Origin of the sequence: Streptomyces sp. KL109B (assembly GCF_030766935.1) — a bacterium.
GTDB lineage: Bacteria > Actinomycetota > Actinomycetes > Streptomycetales > Streptomycetaceae > Streptomyces.
In genome coordinates this window covers 244,096-266,290 of record NZ_JASERL010000002.1, presented here as the reverse complement: position 1 = coordinate 266,290, position 22,195 = coordinate 244,096, and the positions used below count along the sequence as shown (strand labels likewise).

General features: G+C 70.6%; 15 protein-coding genes. 8 read left to right on the top strand and 7 right to left on the bottom strand.

Going from position 1 to position 22,195, the window contains the following annotated elements:
• The first annotated feature begins 5 nt into the window (after window positions 1–5).
• The 4 genes from RBJ65_RS07135 to RBJ65_RS07120 all read left to right on the top strand — a co-directional run bounded on the left by RBJ65_RS07135 (window position 6) and on the right by RBJ65_RS07120 (window position 5,272).
• Window positions 6–995: a carbohydrate ABC transporter permease gene (locus RBJ65_RS07135; protein WP_306316507.1), complete on the top strand. Its 990-nt coding sequence runs from the start codon at window positions 6–8 to the stop codon at window positions 993–995.
• A complete protein-coding gene (locus RBJ65_RS07130; protein ID WP_306316508.1) occupies window positions 992–1,837 on the top strand; it encodes a carbohydrate ABC transporter permease in 846 nt (281 codons plus the stop codon). Before RBJ65_RS07135 ends, RBJ65_RS07130 begins: the two co-directional genes overlap by 4 nt.
• Before the next feature lie 45 nt (window positions 1,838–1,882).
• Window positions 1,883–4,126 carry a glycoside hydrolase family 3 N-terminal domain-containing protein gene (locus tag RBJ65_RS07125; RefSeq protein WP_306316509.1) on the top strand — a complete coding sequence of 748 codons (2,244 nt, stop codon included), beginning with the start codon at window positions 1,883–1,885 and terminating at the stop codon, window positions 4,124–4,126.
• Window positions 4,127–4,192: 66 nt separating this feature from the next.
• Window positions 4,193–5,272: an endo-1,4-beta-xylanase gene (locus RBJ65_RS07120; RefSeq protein ID WP_306316510.1), complete on the top strand. Its 1,080-nt coding sequence runs from the start codon at window positions 4,193–4,195 to the stop codon at window positions 5,270–5,272.
• Window positions 5,273–5,284: 12 nt separating this feature from the next.
• Here the strand turns inward: RBJ65_RS07120 and RBJ65_RS07115 are convergent, their stop codons facing one another.
• On the bottom strand, window positions 5,285–7,456 hold the full coding sequence (locus RBJ65_RS07115; protein WP_306316511.1) for a DEAD/DEAH box helicase: 2,172 nt from the start codon (window positions 7,454–7,456) through the stop codon (window positions 5,285–5,287).
• Between the two features lie 211 nt (window positions 7,457–7,667).
• Between RBJ65_RS07115 and RBJ65_RS07110 the strand changes: the two genes are divergently transcribed.
• Entirely contained in the window at window positions 7,668–9,734 is a 2,067-nt protein-coding gene (locus RBJ65_RS07110; RefSeq protein WP_306316512.1) for a pectinesterase family protein, read from the top strand.
• A 31-nt stretch (window positions 9,735–9,765) separates the two neighbouring features.
• Here the strand turns inward: RBJ65_RS07110 and RBJ65_RS07105 are convergent, their stop codons facing one another.
• Window positions 9,766–11,592, bottom strand: coding sequence for a long-chain fatty acid--CoA ligase (locus RBJ65_RS07105; protein ID WP_306316513.1), 1,827 nt, complete (start codon window positions 11,590–11,592; stop codon window positions 9,766–9,768).
• Window positions 11,593–11,787: 195 nt separating this feature from the next.
• On the opposite strand from RBJ65_RS07105, the gene RBJ65_RS07100 reads away from it, so the two are divergent.
• Window positions 11,788–12,312, top strand: a complete 525-nt coding sequence (locus RBJ65_RS07100) for a hypothetical protein (protein WP_306316514.1) — start codon at window positions 11,788–11,790, stop codon at window positions 12,310–12,312.
• Between the two features lie 42 nt (window positions 12,313–12,354).
• Here the strand turns inward: RBJ65_RS07100 and RBJ65_RS07095 are convergent, their stop codons facing one another.
• Both RBJ65_RS07095 and RBJ65_RS07090 read right to left on the bottom strand, forming a co-directional pair.
• The gene (locus tag RBJ65_RS07095) at window positions 12,355–13,818 is read right to left on the bottom strand and encodes an MFS transporter (protein WP_306316515.1); all 1,464 of its coding nucleotides are present in this window, start codon (window positions 13,816–13,818) and stop codon (window positions 12,355–12,357) included.
• Window positions 13,819–13,963: 145 nt separating this feature from the next.
• On the bottom strand, window positions 13,964–15,235 hold the full coding sequence (locus RBJ65_RS07090) for an MFS transporter (protein WP_306316516.1): 1,272 nt from the start codon (window positions 15,233–15,235) through the stop codon (window positions 13,964–13,966).
• 154 nt (window positions 15,236–15,389) lie between these two features.
• On the opposite strand from RBJ65_RS07090, the gene RBJ65_RS07085 reads away from it, so the two are divergent.
• Together RBJ65_RS07085 and RBJ65_RS07080 are read left to right on the top strand one after the other, a co-directional pair.
• The gene (locus RBJ65_RS07085) at window positions 15,390–16,094 is read left to right on the top strand and encodes a FadR/GntR family transcriptional regulator (RefSeq protein ID WP_306316517.1); all 705 of its coding nucleotides are present in this window, start codon (window positions 15,390–15,392) and stop codon (window positions 16,092–16,094) included.
• A gap of 77 nt (window positions 16,095–16,171) precedes the next feature.
• Window positions 16,172–17,821: a cytochrome bc complex cytochrome b subunit gene (locus RBJ65_RS07080; protein WP_306316518.1), complete on the top strand. Its 1,650-nt coding sequence runs from the start codon at window positions 16,172–16,174 to the stop codon at window positions 17,819–17,821.
• Window positions 17,822–17,883: 62 nt separating this feature from the next.
• Here RBJ65_RS07080 and RBJ65_RS07075 read toward each other — a convergent pair whose 3' ends face one another.
• The 3 genes from RBJ65_RS07075 to RBJ65_RS07065 all read right to left on the bottom strand — a co-directional run bounded on the left by RBJ65_RS07075 (window position 17,884) and on the right by RBJ65_RS07065 (window position 22,175).
• Entirely contained in the window at window positions 17,884–20,553 is a 2,670-nt protein-coding gene (locus RBJ65_RS07075) for a TIM-barrel domain-containing protein (RefSeq protein ID WP_306316519.1), read from the bottom strand.
• 181 nt (window positions 20,554–20,734) lie between these two features.
• The gene (locus RBJ65_RS07070; protein ID WP_306316520.1) at window positions 20,735–21,376 is read right to left on the bottom strand and encodes a GntR family transcriptional regulator; all 642 of its coding nucleotides are present in this window, start codon (window positions 21,374–21,376) and stop codon (window positions 20,735–20,737) included.
• Between the two features lie 52 nt (window positions 21,377–21,428).
• Window positions 21,429–22,175 carry an SDR family NAD(P)-dependent oxidoreductase gene (locus tag RBJ65_RS07065; protein WP_306316521.1) on the bottom strand — a complete coding sequence of 249 codons (747 nt, stop codon included), beginning with the start codon at window positions 22,173–22,175 and terminating at the stop codon, window positions 21,429–21,431.
• Window positions 22,176–22,195 lie beyond the last annotated feature (20 nt).

The window sequence follows — 22,195 nt, the reverse complement described above, 5'->3', positions numbered from 1 at the left end:
CAACCATGACTTCGACCCAGATCAACGACGCGCGGCCCGCTCCCGCCAAGGAGCAGGCCGCCCCGGCACCGCACCGCCGCCCCCTCGCGCGCCGGGTGCGGGACTGGCTCACCGCCTTCTCCTTCACGGTGCCCGCCCTCGTCCTGTTCGCCCTGTTCGTGCTCACGCCGATCCTCTACGCCCTGTACGTCAGCTTCTTCAACTGGGGCGGATTCGGGGCGCCTTCGGACTTCGCCGGCACCGACAACTACACCCGCCTCTTCGACGACCCGGTCTTCCTCGGCGACCTGTGGCGCGGACTGCTCCTGGTGGTGTTCTCCGTCGGGCTTCAGCTTCCGTTCGCGCTCGCCATGGCCGTCCTGCTCAACCAGAAGCTGCGCGGCCGGGCCGTCTACCGGATGCTGTTCTTCGCCCCGTACGTCCTGTCCGAGGTCATCACCGGCGTCCTGTTCTCCATGATCTTCTCGCCGGACGACGGGCTCGCCGACAAGGTGCTCGGCTCCATCGGCCTCGACGGCCTCGGCGGACTCTGGTTCGCCGACCAGGACTGGGCGCTGCCCACCCTGTTCCTCGTCATGATGTGGAAGTACTTCGGCTTCCACATGATGCTGTACCTGGCCGGTCTTCAGGGCATCCCCGCCGAACTCCACGAGGCCGCCCGCATCGACGGCGCGAACGCCTGGCAACGGTTCCGCAGCGTCACCCTGCCGCTGCTCGGACCCACCATCCGGATCAGCGTCTTCCTCTCCGTCATCGGCGCCATCCAACTCTTTGACCTGGTGTGGGTCACCACCCAGGGCGGCCCCGACCACACGTCCGAGACGATGGCCGTCACGCTCTTCCAGTTCGGCTTCAAGCGCTACCAGATCGGCTACGCCAGCGCGATCAGCATCGCGATGTTCCTCATCAGCCTCGTCTTCGCCATCGCCTACCAGCGGTACGTGCTGCGCCGGGACACCGAAGGAGCCCTCACCAACATGCGAGCCGCCCGATGAGCGCCCTCACTCACACCGTGCGCCGACGCCTTCGCTCCACGCCGCTGTACGTCACCGTGTGGCTCGTCGGCGTCGTCATGGTCACCCCGCTCCTGTACGCGCTGGTGTCCGGGTTCAAGTCCACCGACCAGCTGTCGGGGAACTCGTTCGGGCTGCCCTCGCCGTGGGTCGTGTCCAACTACACGGACATCCTGGCCGACGGCTCGTTCTGGCGGATGCTCGGCTCCTCGACGCTTGTCGCCGTCGGCACCACGGTCCTGACCGTCGGCGCGGCAGCGCTCGCCTCCTTCGCGCTCGCCCGATTCGCCTTCAAGGGAAGGGAGTTGATGTTCACTCTCTTCACCGTCGGCCTGATGTTCCCGTTCGCCGTGGCGATCCTGCCGCTGTTCATCCTGCTGCGCACCTTCGGACTGCTCGACAACCCGCTCGGCGTGATCCTGCCGCAGGCCGCGTTCGGCCTGCCCATGACCATCGTCATCCTGCGCGGCTTCTTCCGGGAGATCCCGGGCGAGCTGGAGGAGGCCGCCACCCTCGACGGCTGCTCCCCGTTCGGCTTCTTCTGGCGGATCCTGCTGCCCATGGCGCGCCCCGCGCTCGGCACCGTCTCCGTCCTCGCCATCGTCACCAGTTGGAACAACTTCCTGCTCCCGCTGCTCGTGTTCACCCAGCCCACCTGGTGGACGATCCCCGTCGGCGTCCAGCAGTTCCAGGGCCAGTACGCCACCGACATCGCCCGCGTCTTCGCGTATCTCGTCCTCGCCATGGTGCCCGCGCTCGGCTTCTACGCGGTCGCCGAACGCCAGCTCATCGGCGGCATCACGATGGGCGCGACGAAGGGCTGAGAGCCCTGCCAACAACCGTAAAGCGTCCAGCACTTGAGGAGATCCATGGCACAGCCCTGGCAGGACACCAGCCTTCCCGCCCACCTCCGGGCGGCGGACCTGCTCGCCCGGATGACCGTAGAGGAGAAGACGGCCCAACTGTCCAGCGTCTGGCTGGGCGCCTCCATCGACTCCGACTCCGAAGCCGCCGTCGCACCCGGACAGCACGCGTACGCCGCCGAGAGCGCGGACCTCGACGCCCTCCTCCCGTACGGCCTCGGCCAGCTCACCCGCCCCTTCGGCACGGTCCCCTTCGACCCCACCGAGGGCGCCGCCCGCCTCGCCGACCTGCAACGCCGCATCCGCGCGGGCAACCGCTTCGCGCTGCCCGCGCTCGCCCACGAGGAGTGCCTCACCGGCTTCGCGGCCTGGCAGGCGACCGTGTTCCCGACGCCGCTCGCCTGGGGCGCCACCTTCGACCCCGCCCTGATCACGGAGATGGCCGGGGCGATCGGCGCCTCCATGAACGCGGTCGGCATCCACCAGGGCCTCGCCCCCGTCCTCGACGTCGTACGCGATCCGAGGTGGGGCCGCACCGAGGAGTCCATCGGCGAGGACCCCTACCTCGTCGGCACCATCGGCACGGCCTACGTACGCGGCCTCGAAGCCGCCGGGATCGTCGCCACGCTCAAGCACTTCGTCGGCTACTCCGCCTCCCGGGCCGCCCGCAACCACGCGCCCGCCTCCCTCGGCCCGCGCGAACTGGCGGACGTGTTCCTGCCGCCGATCGAGATGGCGCTGCGCGAGGGCGGCGCCCGTTCCGTGATGGCCGCGTACAACGACATCGACGGGCTGCCGGCCCACGCCCACACCGCACTCCTCACGGGGCTGCTGCGGGAGGAGTGGGGGTTCAACGGCACGGTCGTCTCCGACTACTTCGGCATCGCGTTCCTGAAGTCGGCCCACCGGGTCGCCGCGACCGAGGCGGAGGCCGGACGGCTCGCGCTCGTCGCGGGCGTGGACGTCGAACTCCCGGCCGCCAACTGCGTACGGACGGGCAACGGCATCCCGGAGGAACTGCTCGACCGGGCGGCGCTGCGGGTGCTCACGCAGAAGTGCGAACTGGGACTCCTCGACCCGGAGTCGGGCGACGGGGCGGTCGCTCAAGGGGGCTCCGTCGACCTGAACCCGCCGCACATGCGGGAGGTGGCGGCCAAGGTGGCGCAGGAGTCCGTGGTGCTGCTCGCCAACGACGCGGGGCTGCTGCCGCTGCCCGAGGCGGGTGGCCTGCGCGTCGCCCTCGTCGGGGAACTCGCCGACGAGCAGGCCGCGATGCTCGGCTGCTACACGTTCCCCCGCCATGTCGGCGTCAACCACCCCGAACTGCCGACCGGCGTCGACATCCCCACCCTCGCCGAGGCGCTGCGCGCCGAGCTGCCGGGTGCGTCGTTCGTCGACGATCCCGCGGGCGCCGATGTGTGTCTCGCCGTGGTGGGGGACCGGTCCGGGTTGTTCGGGCGGGGCTCCTCGGGAGAGGGCTGCGACGTGGAGGACCTGGAACTGCCCTACGGGCAGGGCGGGTTGCTGGACGCCGCGCTCGCCTCGGGGACGCCCACCGTCATCGTCGTCCTCAGTGGACGCCCTTACGCGCTCGGCCGCTGGGCGGACCGGGCCGCCGCCGTCGTCCAGGCCTTCTTCCCCGGGCAGGCGGGCGGCGCGGCCGTCGCGGGCGTGCTGTCGGGGCGCGTCGAACCCTCCGGGCGCCTCCCCATCGGCGTGCCCCGCACCCCCGGCGGCCAGCCCGCCCCCTACCTCGCCCCACCGCTCGGCCGGCACGGCGGCGCCAGCAACGTCGACCCCACCGCCCTGTACCCCTTCGGCCACGGCCTCTCCTACACGACGTTCGCCTGGGAAGCCCCGCAGTGCGACACCCCCGAGTTCGCCACCGACGGCGAGGTGTCGCTGCGGCTCACCGTCCGCAACACCGGCGACCGCCCCGGCACCGAAGTCGTCCAGCTCTACCTCCACGACCCGGTCGGCACCGTCGCCCGCCCCGAGGCCCGGCTCGTCGGCTACGCCCGCGTCCCCCTCGACCCGGGCGCCGCCGCCGAGGTGCACGCCACGTTCCCCGCCGACCTCGCCGCGTACACCGGAGCCGACGGCCGCCGCGTCGTGGAACCCGGCGCCCTCGAACTCCGCGTCGCCGCCTCCAGCGAACACGTCCACCACACGGTGCCGCTCACCCTGACGGGGCCGGTGCGCGAGGTGGGACACGACCGCAGGCTGCGATGCGAGCTGCGCGTGAAGTGACGTAAGTGATGCAAGTGACGTACCGGTCAACCCGCCATGAAGAACGACCAGTTGAGGAGATCCGTGATGCGCGCCACCCGCATGAGATCCGCCACCTTCGCCACCGCGGCGGCCCTGTTCCTCGGCGGCCTCGCCTCCGCGCCCGCCGCCACGGCCGCCACCCCCGCCCCGGACGGCGGGAAGAAGCCGCCCGCCTCCGCCACCCTCCACGACCTCGCCCGCGCCCAGGGCCGCTACTTCGGCTCCGCCGTCGACAACCCCGAGCTCGCCGACACCCCGTACGCGAATCTCCTCGGCCGCGAATTCGGCCAGACGACCCCCGGCAACGGCATGAAGTGGTACGCCACCGAACCCCAGCGCGGCGTCTTCGACTTCACCGCCGGGGACGAGATCGTCGACTACGCCCGCGCGAACGGCCTCAAGGTGCGCGGCCACACCCTCCTGTGGCACAGCCAGCTGCCCGACTGGCTGACCTCCGGCACCTGGACCGCCGACGAACTCCGCTCCATCCTCAAGAACCACATCACCACCGAGGTCAAGCACTACCGAGGCAAGGTCTTCGCCTGGGACGTCGCCAACGAGATCATGAACGAGGACGGCACGTACCGCGAGAACATCTTCTACAAGACCCTCGGCCCCGGCTACATCGCCGACGCCCTGCGCTGGGCCCGCGCCGCCGACCCCAAGGTCAAGCTGTACCTCAACGACTACAACGTCGAGGGCACGGGCGCGAAGTCCGACGCCTACTACGCGCTCATCAAGCGGCTCAAGGCCGACGGCGTGCCCATCGACGGCTTCGGCATGCAGGCCCACCTCGCCCTCCAGTACGGCTTCCCGTACCGGATGAAGGAGAACATCCAGCGCTTCGCCGAACTCGGCGTCGACGTCGCCATCACCGAACTCGACATCCGGATGATCCTCCCCGCCGACGCGGCCAAGCTCGCCCAACAGGCCGACTGGTACGGGCAGGTGACCGACGCCTGCCTCGCCGTGAAGCGCTGCGTCGGCATCACGCTGTGGGGCTACTCGGACCGGCACTCGTGGATCCCCGACTTCTTCGAGGGCGAGGGCGCCGCGCTGCCCTGGGACGAGAACCTCCAGCACAAGCCGGCGTACGACGCGATCCGTGAGGCGCTCAAGGACTGACGGCCCCGGCCGTCAGTCCTCCGCGACGCCGAGGCGTGCCTGTTCCTCCTCGACGATCCGGCGCGCGATCTCCGCGTCGGACACGTCGACGGCGTCGGGCGTCGCCTCGGCCATGGAGCTGCGCCGCGCGTACGCGTCGAACAGCCGGGACTTGTTCGCCAGTATCCGCACCAGGCGCTCGTCGACGCCGCCGGTGGCCAGCAGGCGGTGCACCCGCACCGATCTGACCTGGCCCATCCGGTGCGCCCGCGCCACCGCCTGGTGCTCCAGGGTCGGCTTGATCTGCGGCTCGCACAGGATCACGACGGACGCGGCCTGGATGTTGAGCCCGACGCCCCCGGCCTGGATCTGGGAGACGAGGACGGCGGGCCCGTCCGTGTCGGCGAACGCGTCGACGAGCAGCTGTCTTCGCGCGGGCGGCACGCTGCCGGTGAGCGGCCCGAACACCGGGCCGCCGACGGGTGGTTGGCCGCCTTGCGCGTCGAGTGCGTCGCGTACGACGTCGAGCACGGCGCGGAAGTTCGAGAACACGACGACCTTGAGGCCCGCCTCCGCGGACTCCTCGACGAGTTCGCGCAGCCGCTCCAGCTTCGCGGACGCGTCCGGGCGCGCGTACGCGGCTCTGCGCATCGCCATGAAGTTCCCGGACTCGACGGCGGCCCGGTACGCCTCAGCGTCCTCGGCGCTCAACTCCTCCCATTCGTCGGTGTGTTGCAGGCTCGGCAACTCCGCGAGCACATCGTCCTGGTTCCGGCGCAGATAGACCGGGGCAACCGCCGTGCGGAAGGCGACGGAGCCGGCGAGGCCGTCCTCCTCGTCGAGCCGGGCCGAGGTCTCGGGGTCCAGTACGCGTACGAGGTTGCGGAACTCGCCGACCCGGTTCTCCATCGGTGTGCCGGTCATGAACAGCACCCGCTCGCAGTGCGCCGCCCACTCGGCGACCGCCTGCGAGCGCAGCGCCTGAGGATTCTTCACCGCGTGCGCCTCGTCGACGACGAGCATCCCCACCTCGCCGCCGCCGGGCGCGGGCAGTCCGCGCAGCGCGTCGTACGTCGTGACGGCGACACCGCCCCTGCCCTTCCAGTCGGCGAACGCCTCGACCCGGTCAGGGCCGTGCACCGGGAGGACGCGCAGCGCGCTGCGGGCCTCGATCTCCCGCGTCCAGTTGACGAGGACGCTCGCCGGGCACACCACCATGAAGTGCGTCTGCCCCTCCGCCGCGAGATGGGTCAGCGCGGCGATGGCCTGGATCGTCTTGCCGAGGCCCATCTCGTCGCCGAGCAGCGCGCGGCGCCGCGCGAGCGCGAAGCGGGCGCCGAACGCCTGGTAGCCGCGCAGCGACACCCGCAGCCGTGTTTCGTCGAGCTGCTGGTCCCGCACCTGCTGGGCGATCTCGGCGGGCAGGAAGCCCTCAGCGGCGTCCTTGTCGGGCGTCAGGCCGGAGATCTCGCCGAGCGCGCTGTAGTACTCGGCCGAGCGCACCTCGAAGTCGACCCACGCCGCCACGTCGCTCGCGGGCCCCCGCAGCAGGTCCACCGACGCCTGCGCAAGGAGCGCGGGCGTCCCCGCCCGCTCGGCCTCCGCGACGAGCGCCCGCACCTGCCCGGCCGCGTCGACGGCGCGAGCCCTGCGCTCCCGCCCGGCGAACAGCGACCGAAGCCGCCCCGCCACGGGCCGCGCCTCGTCGAGCAGCGGCCCGAGCCGCCGGTCGAGCCGGGTCGCGGTGTCCACGGCGTGCCGCGCGTCGGGGCCCGCCTCCACGAGCACGTGCAACGCCGTGACCAGCGCCGTCGTCCGGGGCTCAGGGCGGTCCACGTCGAGCGGCACCGCCGCCGTCTGCCGCACGCGGTCGGCGAGCCGGCCCGCCGCGGCCAGCAGCTGCGTCGCGGTCTGGGGGCCCACCCCGTGGATCTGGTGCAGCCGCCCGGGGCCCGCGTCGAGGACCTGCCGCACCGTGCCGAGACCGGCCCGCTCCACCAGGCCGACCCGCACCCGCCCGTCCGTCGCCTCCTGCAACCGCGCCACCGGCATCGTGTCGAGAACCCGCGCCACGGACTCGTCGAGCAGCGGGTCGAGCGCCGCGCGCACCGCCGCCACGGCCCGCGCGTGATCGCCGAGCAGCCCCCGCACGGCCGCGTGCAGCCGCGCTCCGTCGGCCACCGCCGCCCGCTCCGCGCGTCCCATCCGGCCTGCCCCTCTCGTCCACCACCGCTCCTCCACCACTGCCCGCATCCTCCCATCGAGGACTGACAACGGGCCCGCCGAAGCCCCCACCCCACCTGCCCCGCGGCCCGTCGCCCGGACCCGGCAACCTTCCGCGCCCCTCGCGGCAACAGCACACCGGCACGTGCCACCCGGCACGGATCACCCCCACCACGTACGGAGTGCGAGAGCCATGAGCGACGACACCCGCAGCAAGCCCAGGCACCGCAGGCGCAGAACCGTCCTCGTCGCGGGGGCGCCGCTCGCCGTCGCCGCGGCGGCCGCCCTCGCCTACGGAGGCGGCGTCTTCGGCGGCGAAGGCGCGGACAGCGCGAGCGCCGCGACCAGCACCACCGACGCCGCCGCCTGGGCGGACGACACCGCCGACGGATTCGCCTCCGTCAACTCCCAAGGGCAGAACGGGACATACGGCGGCCGGGGCGGTCAGACGGTCACCGTGAAGACCCTGGCCGACCTGGAGAAGTACGCGACCGCCAGCGCCCCCTACGTCATCGTGGTCGCGGGCGAGATCAAGATGGACCCCGTCGGCAAGGAGATCAAGGTCGCCTCCGACAAGACCATCGTCGGCGCGGGCACCGCCGGACAGATCGTCGGCGGCGGCTTCTTCCTCGGCACCGGCGTGCACAACGTCATCATCCGCAATCTGACGATCCGCGACTCCTACCAGGGCATCTGGAACGACAAGGACCACGACTTCGACGCCGTCCAGATGGACGGCGCGCACCACGTGTGGATCGACCACAACGACCTGCGCCGGATGGCCGACGGACTGATCGACGTACGCAAGGACTCGACGAACGTCACGGTCTCCTGGAACAAGCTCAGCAACGACAACAAGGCCTTCGGCATCGGCTGGACCGAGAACGTACTCACCGACATCACGATCCACCACAACTGGATCCGCGAGACGGAACAGCGCAACCCGTCCACCGACAACGCCGCGCACGCGCACCTCTACAACAACTATCTGGAGGACGCCGCGGGCACCGACATCAAGTCCTCGTACGGGAACTACTCGCGCGGCAAGACGAAGATGGTCCTGGAGAACAGCTACTTCCAGGGCTTCAACAACCCCGTCATCAAGGACTCCACCGCCGCACTCGTGCAGCGCGGCAACGTCTTCTCCGGCACGAGCGGCCGCAACGAGAGCGGCGGCACCGCCTTCACACCGTCCGACTTCTACGCCTACACGCTGGACAAGGCGGCCGACATACCGGGCATCCTCAAGTCCGGTGCCGGGCCGCGCAGTTCCATAGGCGCCACAGTGAGCACCACGACCGAGGCGAAGGCCGCCGCCGCGACCACCCTCACCGTCGCCGCCGACGGCAGCGCCCAGTACAGGACCGTGCAGGCCGCCGTCGACGCCGTGCCCGCGAACAACACCGCGCGCGTGGACATCAAGGTCGCGCCCGGCACGTACCGGGGGACCGTGAACATCCCCGCCAACAAGCCGCACATCACCGTCGTCGGCACCGGATCGAGCCGCACGTCCACCGTCCTCGTCGAAGGGCACGCCGCCGGGACGAAGAAGCCGGACGGATCGACGTACGGCACCTCCGGCAGCGCCACCGTCACCGTCCTCGGCGCCGACACCCAACTGCGCAACCTGACCGTCGCCAACGACTTCGACGAGAGCAAGGACACCTCGATCGCCGCGCAGGCCGTGGCGCTGCGCACCAGCGCCGACAGGGTGTTCCTCGACTCCATCGCGACCACGGGCGACCAGGACACGCTGCTGCTCGACGGCGCGGGCAAGCGCGTCTACATGAAGAGCTCGGAGGTCGTCGGCAACGTCGACTTCGTCTTCGGCGGCGCCACCGCCGTGCTCGACCAGTCCACGATCACCCTGAAGAAGCGCTACAACGGCACCTCCGCCGGGTATGTCGTGGCGCCGAGCACGGCGGGCGGCAAGCGGGGCCTGCTCATCAACCGGTCCACCATCGGCGGCGACGTCTCCGCCGGCTCCTTCTACCTCGGCCGCAACTGGCACGCGGGCGGCGACGCCTCCCTCGACCCGCAGGCCACCGTCCGCAACTCCACGCTGAGCGCCGCGATCAAGGCGAAGCCGTGGACGGACATGGGCGGCTTCTCGTGGAAGGACGACCGGTTCGCCGAGTACAAGAACACCGGCGCCGGGGCCGGTTCGGCGAGCGCCGACCGGCCGCAGCTGACCGACGCGCAGGCCGCCGACCAGGAGGTCGCGGACTGGCTGGGCGACTGGACGCCCACGGCCTCCTGAGTCACCGGTCCAGAGCTGTGCGCGGCACGTGTCACCGCGCCGCGTACAGCTCCTCCACCTCCTGCGCGTACGCCTCCATGACCGCCGCCCTGCGCACCTTCAGGGACGGTGTGAGGAGGCCGTGGGCGGCGCCGAACTCGCCGGGCAGGATGCGGAACGCGCGGATCGACTCGGCGCGCGAGACACGGGAGTTGGCACGTGACACCGCGCGCTGGATGTGGCCGTGCAACTCCTCGTCCGCGAGGGACTCCTCGACGGGGCGCGGGGCGCGGCCCTTGAGCGCCTGCCAGCTGACCAGGGCCTCCGGGTCGAGGGTGATCAGGGCCGTGACGTACGGCCGATTGTCGCCGATCACGACGCAGCCGGAGATCAGCGGATGGGCGCGCAGCTCCTCCTCCAGAGTCTGCGGGGACACGCTCTTGCCGCCGCTGGTGATGATGATGTCCTTCTTGCGGCCCGTGATGACGACATAGCCGTCGGCGTCGAGGTGGCCGAGGTCGCCCGTGGCGAACCAACCGTCGCGCAGCGCCGCCTCGTTGGCCTTGCGGTTGTTGAGGTAGCCCGCGAAGACCACGTCCCCCGCCACCCAGATCTCGCCGTCGTCCGCGATGTGGACGGCATTGCCGGGCAGCGGCTTGCCGACGGTGCCGTGCCGCACCGCGCCGACCGGCTGCGCGGTGACGGCCGCCGTCGTCTCGGTGAGGCCGTAGCCGTCGTACACGGTGATGCCGCAGCCCTGGAGGAAGAGGCCCAGGTCGCGGGAGAGCGGGGAGCCGCCCGACACCGCGTTGCGGACCCGGCCGCCGAGGACCGCGCGCACCTTCGCGTACACGAGCCGGTCGTACACCTTGTGCTTGAGGCGCATGCGCGGACCTGGGCCCGCGCCCTCGCCCGCCGCGTGCCGCTGCACGGACCCCGCGTACCGGATCGCCGTGCGCACCGCCCGCTCGAACAGCGCGGTGTGGCCGCCGTCCTGGGCGTTGATCCGCGCCTTGGCGAAGATCCGCTCGAAGATGTACGGGACGGCGTACAGGAACGTCGGCCGGAACGCGGCGAGCGCGGGCAGCAGCGCGCTGGGGGAGACGTCCGGCTGGTGCGCGATGTTGACCCCGGCGCGCACCGAACTCACCACCACCATCAGGCCGTAGCAGTGCGCGAGCGGCAGGAACGCGAGCAGGGAGGGCTGTTCGCCGGGCGGCGCGAGCAGGCTGGACCAGCCCGCCACCAGGTTGTCCGCCTCCGAGGCCAGATTGCTGTGCGTGATCACGCAGCCCTTGGGGCGGCCCGTCGTGCCGGACGTGTAGCAGATGACGGCCGTGTCGCGCGGCTGCACGGCGGCCCGCGCCGCGTGCACGTCGTCCGGGTGCACGGCCGCGCCCGCCTCGACGAGCTGGTCGACGCCGCCCGAGTCCAGCTCCCACAGCCGGGTCAGATCGGTACGGGCGCCGTACGCGGCGGCCACCGTCATCGCGTTGTGCTCGTTCTCGACGACGACACCCACGGCGTCCGTGTCGTACAGGATCCACCGCACCTGCTCGGCGGACGAGGTCGGGTACACCGGCACCAGCTCGGCGCCCACCGTCCACAGCGCGTACGCGACGAGCGTCCACTCGTAGCGGGTGCGGGACATCACGATCACGCGGTCGCCGCCGCCCACCCCGCTGGCGAGGAACCCGCGGGCCACCGCGAGGACTTCGTCGCGGAACCGCTCCGTGCTGACCTCCTGCCACGGCCGCCCGTCCCGGGTCAGTGTGAACCGGGTCCGGTGCGGATCCTCCAGGGCGGCGCCGAACACCGAGTCGGCCAGGCCGCCCTGCGCCAACGGCGGCGCGAGGCGGGGTACTGCGAGTTGCCGCATGTGACTGCTCATCGCCTTTCTGTCGCGGGGGCGGTTACCGGAACGGAAACGTACATCCAAGACCGCTTCCTCGCCCCGGTGTTGCATAACGAATCAGGTGTCCCCGATGAGCCCGGGGGCGGTCGGTGGTCGTCGGCACACGATCGGTTACGCTGCGGCTTTCCGATGGCATGTACATATAGAGGAGTCATCTTCGTGAAGCGGCGCCCCACCCTGGCCGGACTGACGATGCTGCTGGTGGTCGCGCTCGCGGCCTGCGGCGGTGGGCCGGACAAGGCCGCGTCGGTGGACGGCGGCGGCAAGGCGGCCGGCAGCGGCACCGTCCAGCAGCCCGACGACAGGGTGACAGGAGTGCGCGACACCGTGCGGCACGTGGCACGGCGCACGACCCGCGCCACCCGGCCGCACCTCGTGAAGAAGTGCGGCACCGAGACCCGCAAGGTCCGGCACACCAAGCGCGTCAAGAGCCACCACAAGAGCCGCAAGAAGACCTGGTACACGACGAAGAAGGTCCGCGACTGCCACAAGGTGCGCAAGGGCACCGAGAAGTACACGCGGGTCCTGCGGTCCGAGCGCTGGTGCGTCCGCCTCGACGCCGTCGGCGGCAAGAGCGGCAAGAACGACCAGTGGTACCGGGTCAACTCCACGACCTACGGCCGGGTGCAGGGTGCGGACGACCGGGCGAAGGTCACCATCGAGCCGCTCCGGAAGGGCTGCTGAGCCCGGACCGGCAGCGGCTCGGACGGCGGCTCACGCGGCGGCTCAGGCGGCGACCTCCGGGATCCGCTCCTTCACCAGCGCGTACAGCACCACCGACACGGCCATCACACCGGCGGCCGTGAACACGCCCGCGGCCCAGCTGCCCGTCGCGTCGCGCAGCACGCCGCTGACGACGGGGCTGGCCACCGCGCCGATCTCCGCGACCAGGTTGAACAGGCCGAACAGCGAACCGCGGTCCTTCTCCTCGGCGAGGTCGCCGAGGAGGCTGTGCACGATCGGCTGGAGCGCGTTGAAGAACAGGCCCGAGCAGAACAGGATCAGGCCGAGCAGCAGCAGCGAGGGATCGCCGTCGAGCACGCTCACGCCGAAGGCGACCGCCAGCACCGTGTGCACCGCGGCGCATGTCACCGCGAGCGGCTTGCGGCCCTTGCCCGCGCGCACCCGCCGGTCCGCGATCCAGCCGCCGACGGGGAAGCCGATGATGCCCGCGCCCGCGTTGAACGCCGCCGTGAGGGCCGCCGCGCCGAGGCTGCTGTGCGCGGCCTCCGCGACGATCTGCACGGACCAGAACGAGAAGAACCACAGGTTCCACATCACGGCGATGAAGCCGATGTAGACCAACCAGACGTTCCGGTTGAGGAGTTGGGTGCCGCGTCCGGTGCGGACGATGCCGCGGATCACGAGCGTCACCATGACGAGGAACAGCACTCCGGAGCCGATCGCCGTCAGCCACTCCGGCCAGCTGAACTCGTCCGCGAGCACGAACAGGGCGACGATGGCGACCGCCGCGGGGATCGAGTAGCCGATGAGCCGCAGCGCGGGCGGGCCGAGCCGCAGCGGCCGGTCGCCGCGCGCCCGGAAGAACGTCCACGTCGCCGCCGCCACCAGCAGCGACACCACCCCGAACACGTACAGCGGCATGCTCCACGCCCTGTCGCCCATGCCGAGCGCGCCGCCCCAGTCGATGAGGTGCGGGGTGGCGACGATGCCGACGGTCAGGCCGATGGACAGGCCGGACAGGACGACGCCGAGGCCGATGGTCCGGCGGGCGGCGGGCGTGTGATTGATGACCAGGACGCGGTCGTTGGAGTAGAAGACGCCCTCGCCGAGACCGGTGAGCACGCGGGCGACGACGAAGCCGATGAGCCCGCCGGTCAGCCCGGAGACGAGGGTCAGCAGGCCCGCCCAGAGGAGGGACACGACGAGCATCTCGCGGTGGCCGTAGCGGTCGCCGAGCCGGCCGCCCGCGTACTGCGTGAGCATGTAGCCGGTGAAGAACATCGAGCCGATGAGGCCGCCGAGCGTCGCCGGGTTCGAGGCGTCACCGATGAACCCCGCCTTGTTCTCGATCATCCAGGACACGACGGGCCCGGTGACCGTGCGGTCCGCGTAGCTGACCAGCCAGCCCGCGAGCAGGAACCCCCACAGGTGGGTGTGGTGCCCGGAGAAGAGCGCGCGGCGCTTGTCCCCGGTGGTGGAGCGTGGTGGTGCGGCGGATTCCGACATGGGTCCCCCTGGACGCCGGCGGCTCGAACAAGTCCTAGAAAGCGCTTGTCAAGATGGCAGCGGAGGGGGAGCAGGTCAACGGTTGACTTTTGTCGCGGAGTTGCTTAAGAAACGCTGTTGCTCAAGAGGTGAGACGGGTCTGCTCTCAGGCGCTGAGCTGCCGGTTCCGCCCCGCGCCCACACCCGCGAGCCCCATCGGCACGCACAGCACCGCGAGCATCACCAGCGGCACCGTCCAGCCGCCCGTCGCGTCGTGCAGCGCGCCGAGCAGGAACGGGCCCGCGGCGGCGAGCAGATAGCCGACGCTCTGCGCCATCCCCGACATCTCGGCGGCGCGCGCCGCGTCGGGGGAGCGCAGCACGATCACGGCGAGCGAGGTGCTGATGAGGAGGCCGCAGCCGAAGCCCTGCATCAGCATCCAGGCGTACGCGCCGCCCACCGGGGCCACCAACAGGCCGAGCACGGAGCCGAGTACGAGGAGCGATCCGGTGACTGCGAGCGCCACCTGGGTCTTCGACCGGCCGACGAGCGCCGTGAAGGCGAGCGAACCCGCGATGCCCGCGAGGCTCATCACGGACAGCATCCACCCGGCCTGCGTCCCGTCCATGCCCTGGCTGGTGAGCATCGCCGGGATCCACGCGGCGCACGCGTAGTACTGCAGCGACTGGAGCCCCATCAGGAGCGTGATCTTCCACGCGAGCGGTGAACGGCGCAGCGGCGTACGGGAGTTGTCGGCGTCCGGGGCCGTCGCGGGCGGCGCGTCGGAGCGGCGCAGCTGCGGCAGCCACAGGGCGAACGCGAGCGCCGAAAGCACCGCCCACACGCCGATCGCCCCACGCCAGCCGAGCCCGAGCGCGTCCCCGAGCGGCACGGTCACCCCGGCCGCGAGGGCGGCGCCGCAGAACAGCGCCACCGAGTACAGGCCCATCATCAGCCCCGTACGGCGCTGGAAGTTGCGCTTGATGACGCTGGGCACGAGGACGTTCGAGAGGGATATCGCGGCGCCGATGAGCACGGTCCCGGCGAACAGCGCGGGCAGTCCGGGCGCGAGGCGCAGCGCGATGCCCGCCGTGAGCAGCGCCATCATCGCGCCGAGCGCCCGCGTCATGCCGATGCGCCGCGACAGCTTCGCCGCGAACGGCGCGAGCAGCCCGAAGCAGAGGATCGGCAGCGTGGTGAGCAGCCCCGCGAGCGAGCCGCTGAGCCCGGTGGAGCGGCGGATCGTGTCGAGCTCGGGCGAGACGGAGACGACGCCGGGGCGGAGGTTCATGGCGATGAGGAGGATGCCGGCGGCGAGGATGCCGGCGGCCGGCGCGCCGGCGGTTCTTTTCAGCCCCTCCGGCGATTGAGGAGCGGGGTCCGGGGCAGCGCCCCGGGACGTCAAGCCCGGTGCGGGCGCTGGATCGGTCTGCGACATGCGACCCAACGTAACATCCCATGTTTCGCTTCAGGCCCGGAATATATAGCCGCAAATCAACCCTTACCACCCTCGTGCTTCCACCCAGACATGGGATATTTTGGTGACCGCACCCAGCCACACCCAGCCGCACCGTTCCCGAGAAAGGCCACCCGTGTCCGAACCGGCCACCCTGGTCCAACGCACCATCCGGCAGATCGAGGGCCGCATCGAACGCGGCGAGTGGGCCGTCGGCGACCGCATCCCGGCGGAGGGCCGCCTCGTCGAGGACCTCGGCGTGGGCCGGAACACGGTGCGGGAAGCCGTCCGCGCCCTGTGCCACACCGGCCTCCTCGAAGCCCGGCGCGGCGACGGCACCTACGTACGCGCCGCAAGCGACCTCAACGCCGCACTCCAACGCCGCCTGCGCCGCGCCGAGTTGACGCACATCCTGCAGGTCCGCCTCGCCCTCGAACGGGAGGCGGCGCCCGCGGCGGCGGCCCACCGCGGCGAGGAAGACCTCGCCCGCATCCTCTCCGCCCTCCTCGCCAGGCGCCGCGCCCGGGAGAGCGACGACGCGGCCGCGTACGTCGAGCGGGACGTCGAGTTCCACCGGGCCGTCGTCGCCGCGAGCGGCAACCCGCTGATGGCCGAGCTGTACGAGAGCATCGTCGAATCGGTCCGCGACAGCATCGCCTCGCTGCTCCCGAACTGGACGCCGGAGCTGCCCGGCGCGAACGCCCACGACGACCTCGCCGACGCCATCGCGCGCCGCGACCCGGAGGCGGCGGCCGAGGCGGCCCTGGCGCACACGCGCACCGTGGAGGCCGCCATGGAGCGGATGGCCGAGGGGCGGGAGCCGGCGACCGGGGCGCAATAGCCGCGTCGCCCTCTGTCGGTGCCACCGCCACCCGCTCTACCCTGACGGGAGCCTCAACGGCCTTGAGGGGGATTCGCATGAGCGATGACAGCGGACGTACGCGAGGCGACAGGAACCCCCCGAGCTCCGGAGAGCGTCTCGCCGACTGGGCGGACGGCCGGCTCGGGATCTACCAACTGGCCAAGTCCCAGATGCGCAAGGTCTTTCCCGACCACTGGTCGTTCATGCTCGGCGAGATCTGCCTCTACAGCTTCATCGTCCTCATCCTCACCGGCGTCTATCTGACCCTCTACTTCGACCCGAGCACCCAGGAAGTCGTCTACAACGGCACGTACGTCCCGCTCAAGGGCATCCGGATGACCCAGGCGTACGAGTCGACGCTGCACATCAGCTTCGACGTGCGCGGCGGGTTGCTCATCCGGCAGATCCACCACTGGGCCGCGCTCGTCTTTGTCGCCGGGATGACCGTGCACATGATGCGCGTCTTCTTCACCGGCGCGTTCCGCAAGCCCCGCGAGCTGAACTGGGCCTTCGGCTGGACCCTGCTGTTCCTCGGCATCGTCACCGGCCTGACCGGCTACTCGCTCCCCGACGACCTGCTGTCGGGCACGGGCCTCAAGTTCGCGCAGGGCGCCATACTCTCGGTGCCGGTCGTGGGCACGTACCTGGCGATGTTCCTCTTCGGCGGCGAGTTCCCCGGCGACGACTTCATCTCGCGGCTCTACCCGATCCACATCCTGCTGCTGCCGGGGATCATGCTGGGCCTGGTGGCGCTCCATCTGATCCTGGTCTTCTACCACAAGCACACCCAGTTCGCGGGCCCCGGACGCGGCGAGAAGCGGGTCACGGGGGCGCCCTTCTTCCCGATCTACGTGGCGAAGGCGGGCGGGTTCTTCTTCCTCGTCTTCGGGGTGCTCGCGCTGCTCGGAGCGGTGGCGACCATCAACCCGGTGTGGGCCTTCGGGCCCTACAGAACGGATCTCGTCACGACGGGCGCGCAGCCCGACTGGTACCTCGGCTTCTCCGAGGGGCTGATCCGCGTGATGCCCGCGTGGGAGATCAGCGCCTGGGGGCACACGCTGCAACTGGGCGTCTTCATCCCGTTCACGCTGTTCCCGGTGATCCTCTCCTTCATGCTGGTGTATCCGTTCCTGGAGGCGTGGATCACCGGCGACAAACGCGAGCACCACACGGCCGACCGGCCACGCAACAAGCCGGTCAGGACCGGCATCGGCGCGGCCTGGCTGTCGCTGTACGCGGTGCTGCTCATCGGCGGCGGCAACGACATCGTCGCCACGAAACTCCACCTCTCGATCAACGCCATCACCTGGTTCGTGCGCATCAGCTGCTTCGTCGTGCCCGTCCTCGTGTTCGTCGTCACCAAACGGGTCTGCCAGGGGCTCCAGCACCGCGACCGCGAGAAGGCCCTGCACGGCCGCGAGTCCGGGCAGATCAAACGCCTCCCGCACGGCGAGTTCATCGAGGTCCACGAGCCGCTCACGCGCGCCGAGCTCTACACGCTCAACGCCCACGAGCAGCCCAGGGCCTACGAGTTGGGGCCGCGCTTCGACGAGAACGGAGTGGAGCGCAGGTTCTCCGTCCGGCAGCGGATGCGGGCGCGGCTCGCCAAGGCGATGTTCGGCCCCGGCACGTACGTGCCGAAGGCGACGCCCGAGGAGTACCGGGCGCTGCACTCGGGGTGGCACGAGTCGGAGCGGGTGGACTGAGCGGTACGGGGGTCGGCCCGCCGGTGCGGGCCGACCCCCCTCTTCCGTTCTCTTCTGTCCCGTCAGCCGCTCAGGCGCACCGTGAACGCCTTGTCCGTAGGAAGCGACGCCGTACGGACCTTCGTCACATGTGCCTTCTCGTCGTACGACCATGAACTGGCGCTCAACGGGCGGCCGTTCACGCTCACCCGCTCAGGTGCCGCCTTGCCGTGCACCGTGAAGGTGTACGCGCGCTCGCCGGGCTTGCCCGCGTAACTGCCCTTGCTGGCACCGACGTTGATGGCCGAACCCGAGGCGCTGGTGTCCACGGTCACCCGCTGCGTCGCCGACGCGCCGTCCTTGAACTCGCGGGTCACCCCGTCGTCCTCGTAGAGCGTGTACGAGTGGTGGCCCGGCTCCGACGCGTAGACGTCATAGCCGAGTTGCCCCTTGTCACGCGTCTTCCACGAGGTCGTCCCCTTGGGCCACATCGGCACGATCGCCCCCGACTTCACGAAGAGCGGAAGTGTGTCGAGCGGGGCGTGGTAGCCGTCGATCGTGGTCGGGCCCTTGTACTCCTTGCCCGTCCAGTAGTCGGTCCACGTGCCCTTCGGCAGGTAGATGCCGTCGCGGGTGTCGGCGTCCTTGTAGACCGGCGCGACGAGGAAGTCCTCGCCCGCCAGATACTCGTACTTGGCCTCCGCGCCAAGGGTGTTGGGGTCCTTCGGGTACTCCAGCCACAGCGGCCGTACGCCGCCGACGCCGGTGTCCGAGGCCTGCTTGGCGAGCGTGTACAGGTACGGCATGAGGCGCTCGCGCAGGTGCAGATACTTGCGGTTGACGGAGGTGTACGGCTCGCCGTCCACCCACGGCTGCTGGTTGATCTTCTCGCCCGTGGTCATGTCGCGGGCCCAGCCGTCCATCGTCATGACGGCCGGAAGGAACGTCTTGGCCTGGAGGTCGCGCGCGTACATCTTCGCGTCGTGCGAGTAGATCGAGCCGATGTCACCGGTGTTGTACGCGATGCCGGACAGCGTGGCGCCCGCGTACGTCGGGATCTGCCAGCGCACGAAGTCCCAGGACAGCTTCTGGTCGCCCGACCAGAGGACCGCGCAGCGCTGGGCGCCCGCCCAGGACACCGGCATCCAGACGAAGCCGCGGGCGTCGCTGTTGTCCTCGATGCCGGCCTTCGCCTTGTCGCAGGCGTCGAGGGCCATGCCGTAACCGTTGCCGACCCAGGCGACGTCCAGCTTGGCGACGCGCTGGCCCGCCTTCACCTGGTCGGCGAGCTTGTCGATGCCGTCCTGCGTCCACAGGCCGAGTTCGGCGCCGCGGTCCTGGAGGCCCTTGGCGGTCTCGGCGAGGTTCTCGTAGCCGCAGCCGTAGCCGTCGTTGACGAGCATCCAGCCGAGCGGCAGCTGGTTCTCGACGTACTTGTCGGCGACCTTGAGCGAGTCGAGGGTGTGCCGCTCGCCCTGGTTGGCGTTGTGCAAGTAGCAGTCGGCGTCGCCGGGTTCGAGGCCGTAGACCGGCGGCATGAACGGCCTGCCGACCAGCGCCGTGTACTTGCCGATGGCCTGCTTGGCGTCACCGAGGAAGTAGTAGGCGTCCAGGCGGCGTTCCTGCTGGCCGGTGTGGACCGAGGGGCCGAAGTCGTAGACGCCGGGCGCGAAGGTGTTCCGGTAGACGCCGTAACCGGCCGAAGAGAGGTAGAACGGCTGCGAGTTGGGGTAGCCGCCCTCGTCCCAGTCCGTGTTGTTCGCGACGCGGACCGTCCTGTCGCGGTGCGAGAACGAACCGTTCTGTTCGCCGCCGCCGAAGAACTGCTCGTCGGCCCCGCGCTCCAGGCTCTGCCGCATGCCGCCCGTTGACCAGCGCAGCGGCTTGTCCTCCTGCCAGATCCGCGTCCTGTTGTCGGCCTTGTAGAGGCCGAAGCGCAGCGGCTTCTTGTAGACGCGCAGGACGGCGTCGGCGGAACGGATGCCGTAGTAGGCGCCCGCGTCGAAGGACGTGGTGTGCGGGTCGACGGCGGGGCGCTCGCGCACGATCTGACCCTTCGTCGGATCGGTGAAATCGCCCGACGGGTCGGCCTGGAGGTGGAGTTGACCGCCCTTCAGGAAGTCGGCGCGCGCCTTGAGGTCTCCTGCGGCGACCGTGTAGCCGCCGTCGTCGCCGGTGAAGGACGTGAGGTTCCCGGCGTCCGTCGTCTCGGGCAAGTAGGCCTTGCCGACAAAGGAGTTGTCGTGCACGTCGTACGGGACGACCACCACGTGGTACGTGCCGTTCGCCTTCGGTACGACCGTCGCCTCGGGGTCGGCGGTGCCCGCGCTGGACGCGACCTGCTTGCCCGCGTCGTCGTAGACGTACATGTCGAAGTCGTCCTTGGGCTGCTTCGCCCACTCGATCGAGACCGGGACGCCGCCCTCGGGGTTGTCGTCCCAATACCCGTCGGGGACCGACACCTTGAGGTCGAAGCGATCGCACGTCTTGCCGTCCGGGTCCTCTTCGGCCGACGGACACTTCTTGGGGTCGTCGACCGTGCCGGAGGCGTAGGTGGGGCTCTGCCACGTGACGCTCTTGTGGTCGGCGTCGAGGACACCGCCGCGTGGGGTGGCCGCGCCCGCCTGGTGTGCGGGGGCGGCGAGGAGGGCCGCGGCGAGGGCGGCGGTGAGCCAGGCGGCGAGGGTGCGGGCGCTTCTTCGCCGGGGGTGCCGTTGGGTTCGCCGGGGGTGCCGTTGGTGCAGTCTTCGCATGAGGTGCATCTCCGCTCAGAATGACCAGCTGTTGTTTAGTTGTGCGTGAAGTCCGGTGCGAGCGTGCAGTTTTGCGCACCGAGTCAGGGATGAAGATCTCGCTCCGGCGGGTCCGTGTCAACAGCACGGAACGAGGGCACGGCGCACCGATGTGCTGCCGTGCCCTCGTGGCGTACGCGGGTCAGTCCTTGAGGTGTTCCAGGATGCGGTCCATGCCGCTGTTCCAGTTGTCCTTGAGCGCCTGCGCCGCGGCGGGGATGTCGCCGCGGGTGACGCACTCCGCGATCCGCTCGTGCTCGACGGCCGAGCGCTCCAGGATGTCCTGGTTGCCGAGCGCCACCCGCTCGTAGCGGTGCATCGTCACCTTCAGGGACGTGATCAGCTTCATCAGGCGGTCGTTCGCGCAGCCCGAAAGGAGCAGGTCGTGCCACGCGTCGTCGTACTGCTCTATGACGTCGTGCGGGGCCTGCGGGGCGGAGAACGCGCGGGCCTGCTCGAGCAGGCGCGGAGCGATCTCCGCCAGGTGCTCGGGCGGGCTCGATTCGAGGGCGAGCGCTTCGAGCGTGGCGACGATCGCGGTGAGGTCGCGGAACTCCTGGGCGCTCAGCGGCGTGAAACGGAAGCCCTTGCCGCGCTCGCTGGTGATGACACCCTCGCGCTCCAACGTGATCAGTGCCTCGCGCAGCGGCGTGCGGCTCACGCCGAGCTCGGTGGCGAGCTGCCCCTCGTTGATCGGCTCGTTCGTCGCGATCGTGCCGCTGCCGAGCCGCCTGAGCAGCTCTTCCTTCACCTGCTCGCGCAGCGGTCGGTTGTCGATTGGCATGTGCGGCAGCCCTTCCCCGGTCGGTCCGCTCGATTATCTGTTACGCCGCCGCTCAGGCGGTACCGGCTCCGTCCACCGGGATGATCGCCCCGCTGATGAACGCCGATGCGTCGGATGCCAGGAACGCCACGGTCTGCCCGATGTCGCGCGGCTGTCCGATGCGGCCGAGCGGCCGGTCGGCGGCGTCCGTGTAGAAGGAGTCGGGGCTCTCGCCGAGCTGGCGGGCCTCGTCGGCGAGCATGCCGGTGGCGGTGTCGCCGGGGCAGACGCAGTTGACGCGGATGTTCGCCGGGCCGTGGTCGATGGCCATCGCGCGGGTCATGTTGACGACGGCGCCCTTCGACGCGCAGTACGACACCGCGCTCGCGCCGCCCGAAATCCCCCAGCCGGAACCGGTGTTGATGATGGAGCCGCCGCCGCGTTCCTTCATGCCGGGGATGACGAGGCGGCTCATCAGGAGGATCGAGCGGACGTTGACCGCCATCACCTGGTCCCAGTCCTCCTCGGTGATCTCGCAGACCGTGGAGCGGCGGATGATGCCGGCGTTGTTGAAGAGGATGTCCACGCCGCCGAGTTGGGTGTGCGCTGTCGCGACGACCGTTTCGCAGTCCGTGCGGTTCGAGACGTCGCAGTGGACGAAGGTGCCGTCGATGTCCTTCGCCGTCTGTTCGCCGCCGTCCGCGTCGACGTCGGCGACGACGACGCGGGCGCCGAGTTCGGCGAGTACGTGGGCGGTGGCGCGGCCGATGCCGGTGGCTCCGCCGGTGACGATGGCGCGCTTACCGGTGAGGTCGATCATGAGGGCTCCTGGGGTCGGTG

Excerpts from the sequence above, each read along its gene's own strand:
- RBJ65_RS07105 (WP_306316513.1), bottom strand. The coding sequence starts at position 11,592 with ATGCGGCAACTCGCAGTACCCCGCCTCGCGCCGCCGTTGGCGCAGGGC.
- RBJ65_RS07125 (WP_306316509.1), top strand. The coding sequence starts at position 1,883 with ATGGCACAGCCCTGGCAGGACACCAGCCTTCCCGCCCACCTCCGGGCG.
- RBJ65_RS07110 (WP_306316512.1), top strand. The coding sequence starts at position 7,668 with ATGAGCGACGACACCCGCAGCAAGCCCAGGCACCGCAGGCGCAGAACC.
- RBJ65_RS07075 (WP_306316519.1), bottom strand. The coding sequence starts at position 20,553 with ATGCGAAGACTGCACCAACGGCACCCCCGGCGAACCCAACGGCACCCC.
- RBJ65_RS07065 (WP_306316521.1), bottom strand. The coding sequence starts at position 22,175 with ATGATCGACCTCACCGGTAAGCGCGCCATCGTCACCGGCGGAGCCACC.
- RBJ65_RS07115 (WP_306316511.1), bottom strand. The coding sequence starts at position 7,456 with ATGGGACGCGCGGAGCGGGCGGCGGTGGCCGACGGAGCGCGGCTGCAC.
- RBJ65_RS07070 (WP_306316520.1), bottom strand. The coding sequence starts at position 21,376 with ATGCCAATCGACAACCGACCGCTGCGCGAGCAGGTGAAGGAAGAGCTG.
- RBJ65_RS07130 (WP_306316508.1), top strand. The coding sequence starts at position 992 with ATGAGCGCCCTCACTCACACCGTGCGCCGACGCCTTCGCTCCACGCCG.
- RBJ65_RS07095 (WP_306316515.1), bottom strand. The coding sequence starts at position 13,818 with ATGTCGGAATCCGCCGCACCACCACGCTCCACCACCGGGGACAAGCGC.
- RBJ65_RS07135 (WP_306316507.1), top strand. The coding sequence starts at position 6 with ATGACTTCGACCCAGATCAACGACGCGCGGCCCGCTCCCGCCAAGGAG.
- RBJ65_RS07120 (WP_306316510.1), top strand. The coding sequence starts at position 4,193 with ATGCGCGCCACCCGCATGAGATCCGCCACCTTCGCCACCGCGGCGGCC.
- RBJ65_RS07090 (WP_306316516.1), bottom strand. The coding sequence starts at position 15,235 with ATGTCGCAGACCGATCCAGCGCCCGCACCGGGCTTGACGTCCCGGGGC.
- RBJ65_RS07080 (WP_306316518.1), top strand. The coding sequence starts at position 16,172 with ATGAGCGATGACAGCGGACGTACGCGAGGCGACAGGAACCCCCCGAGC.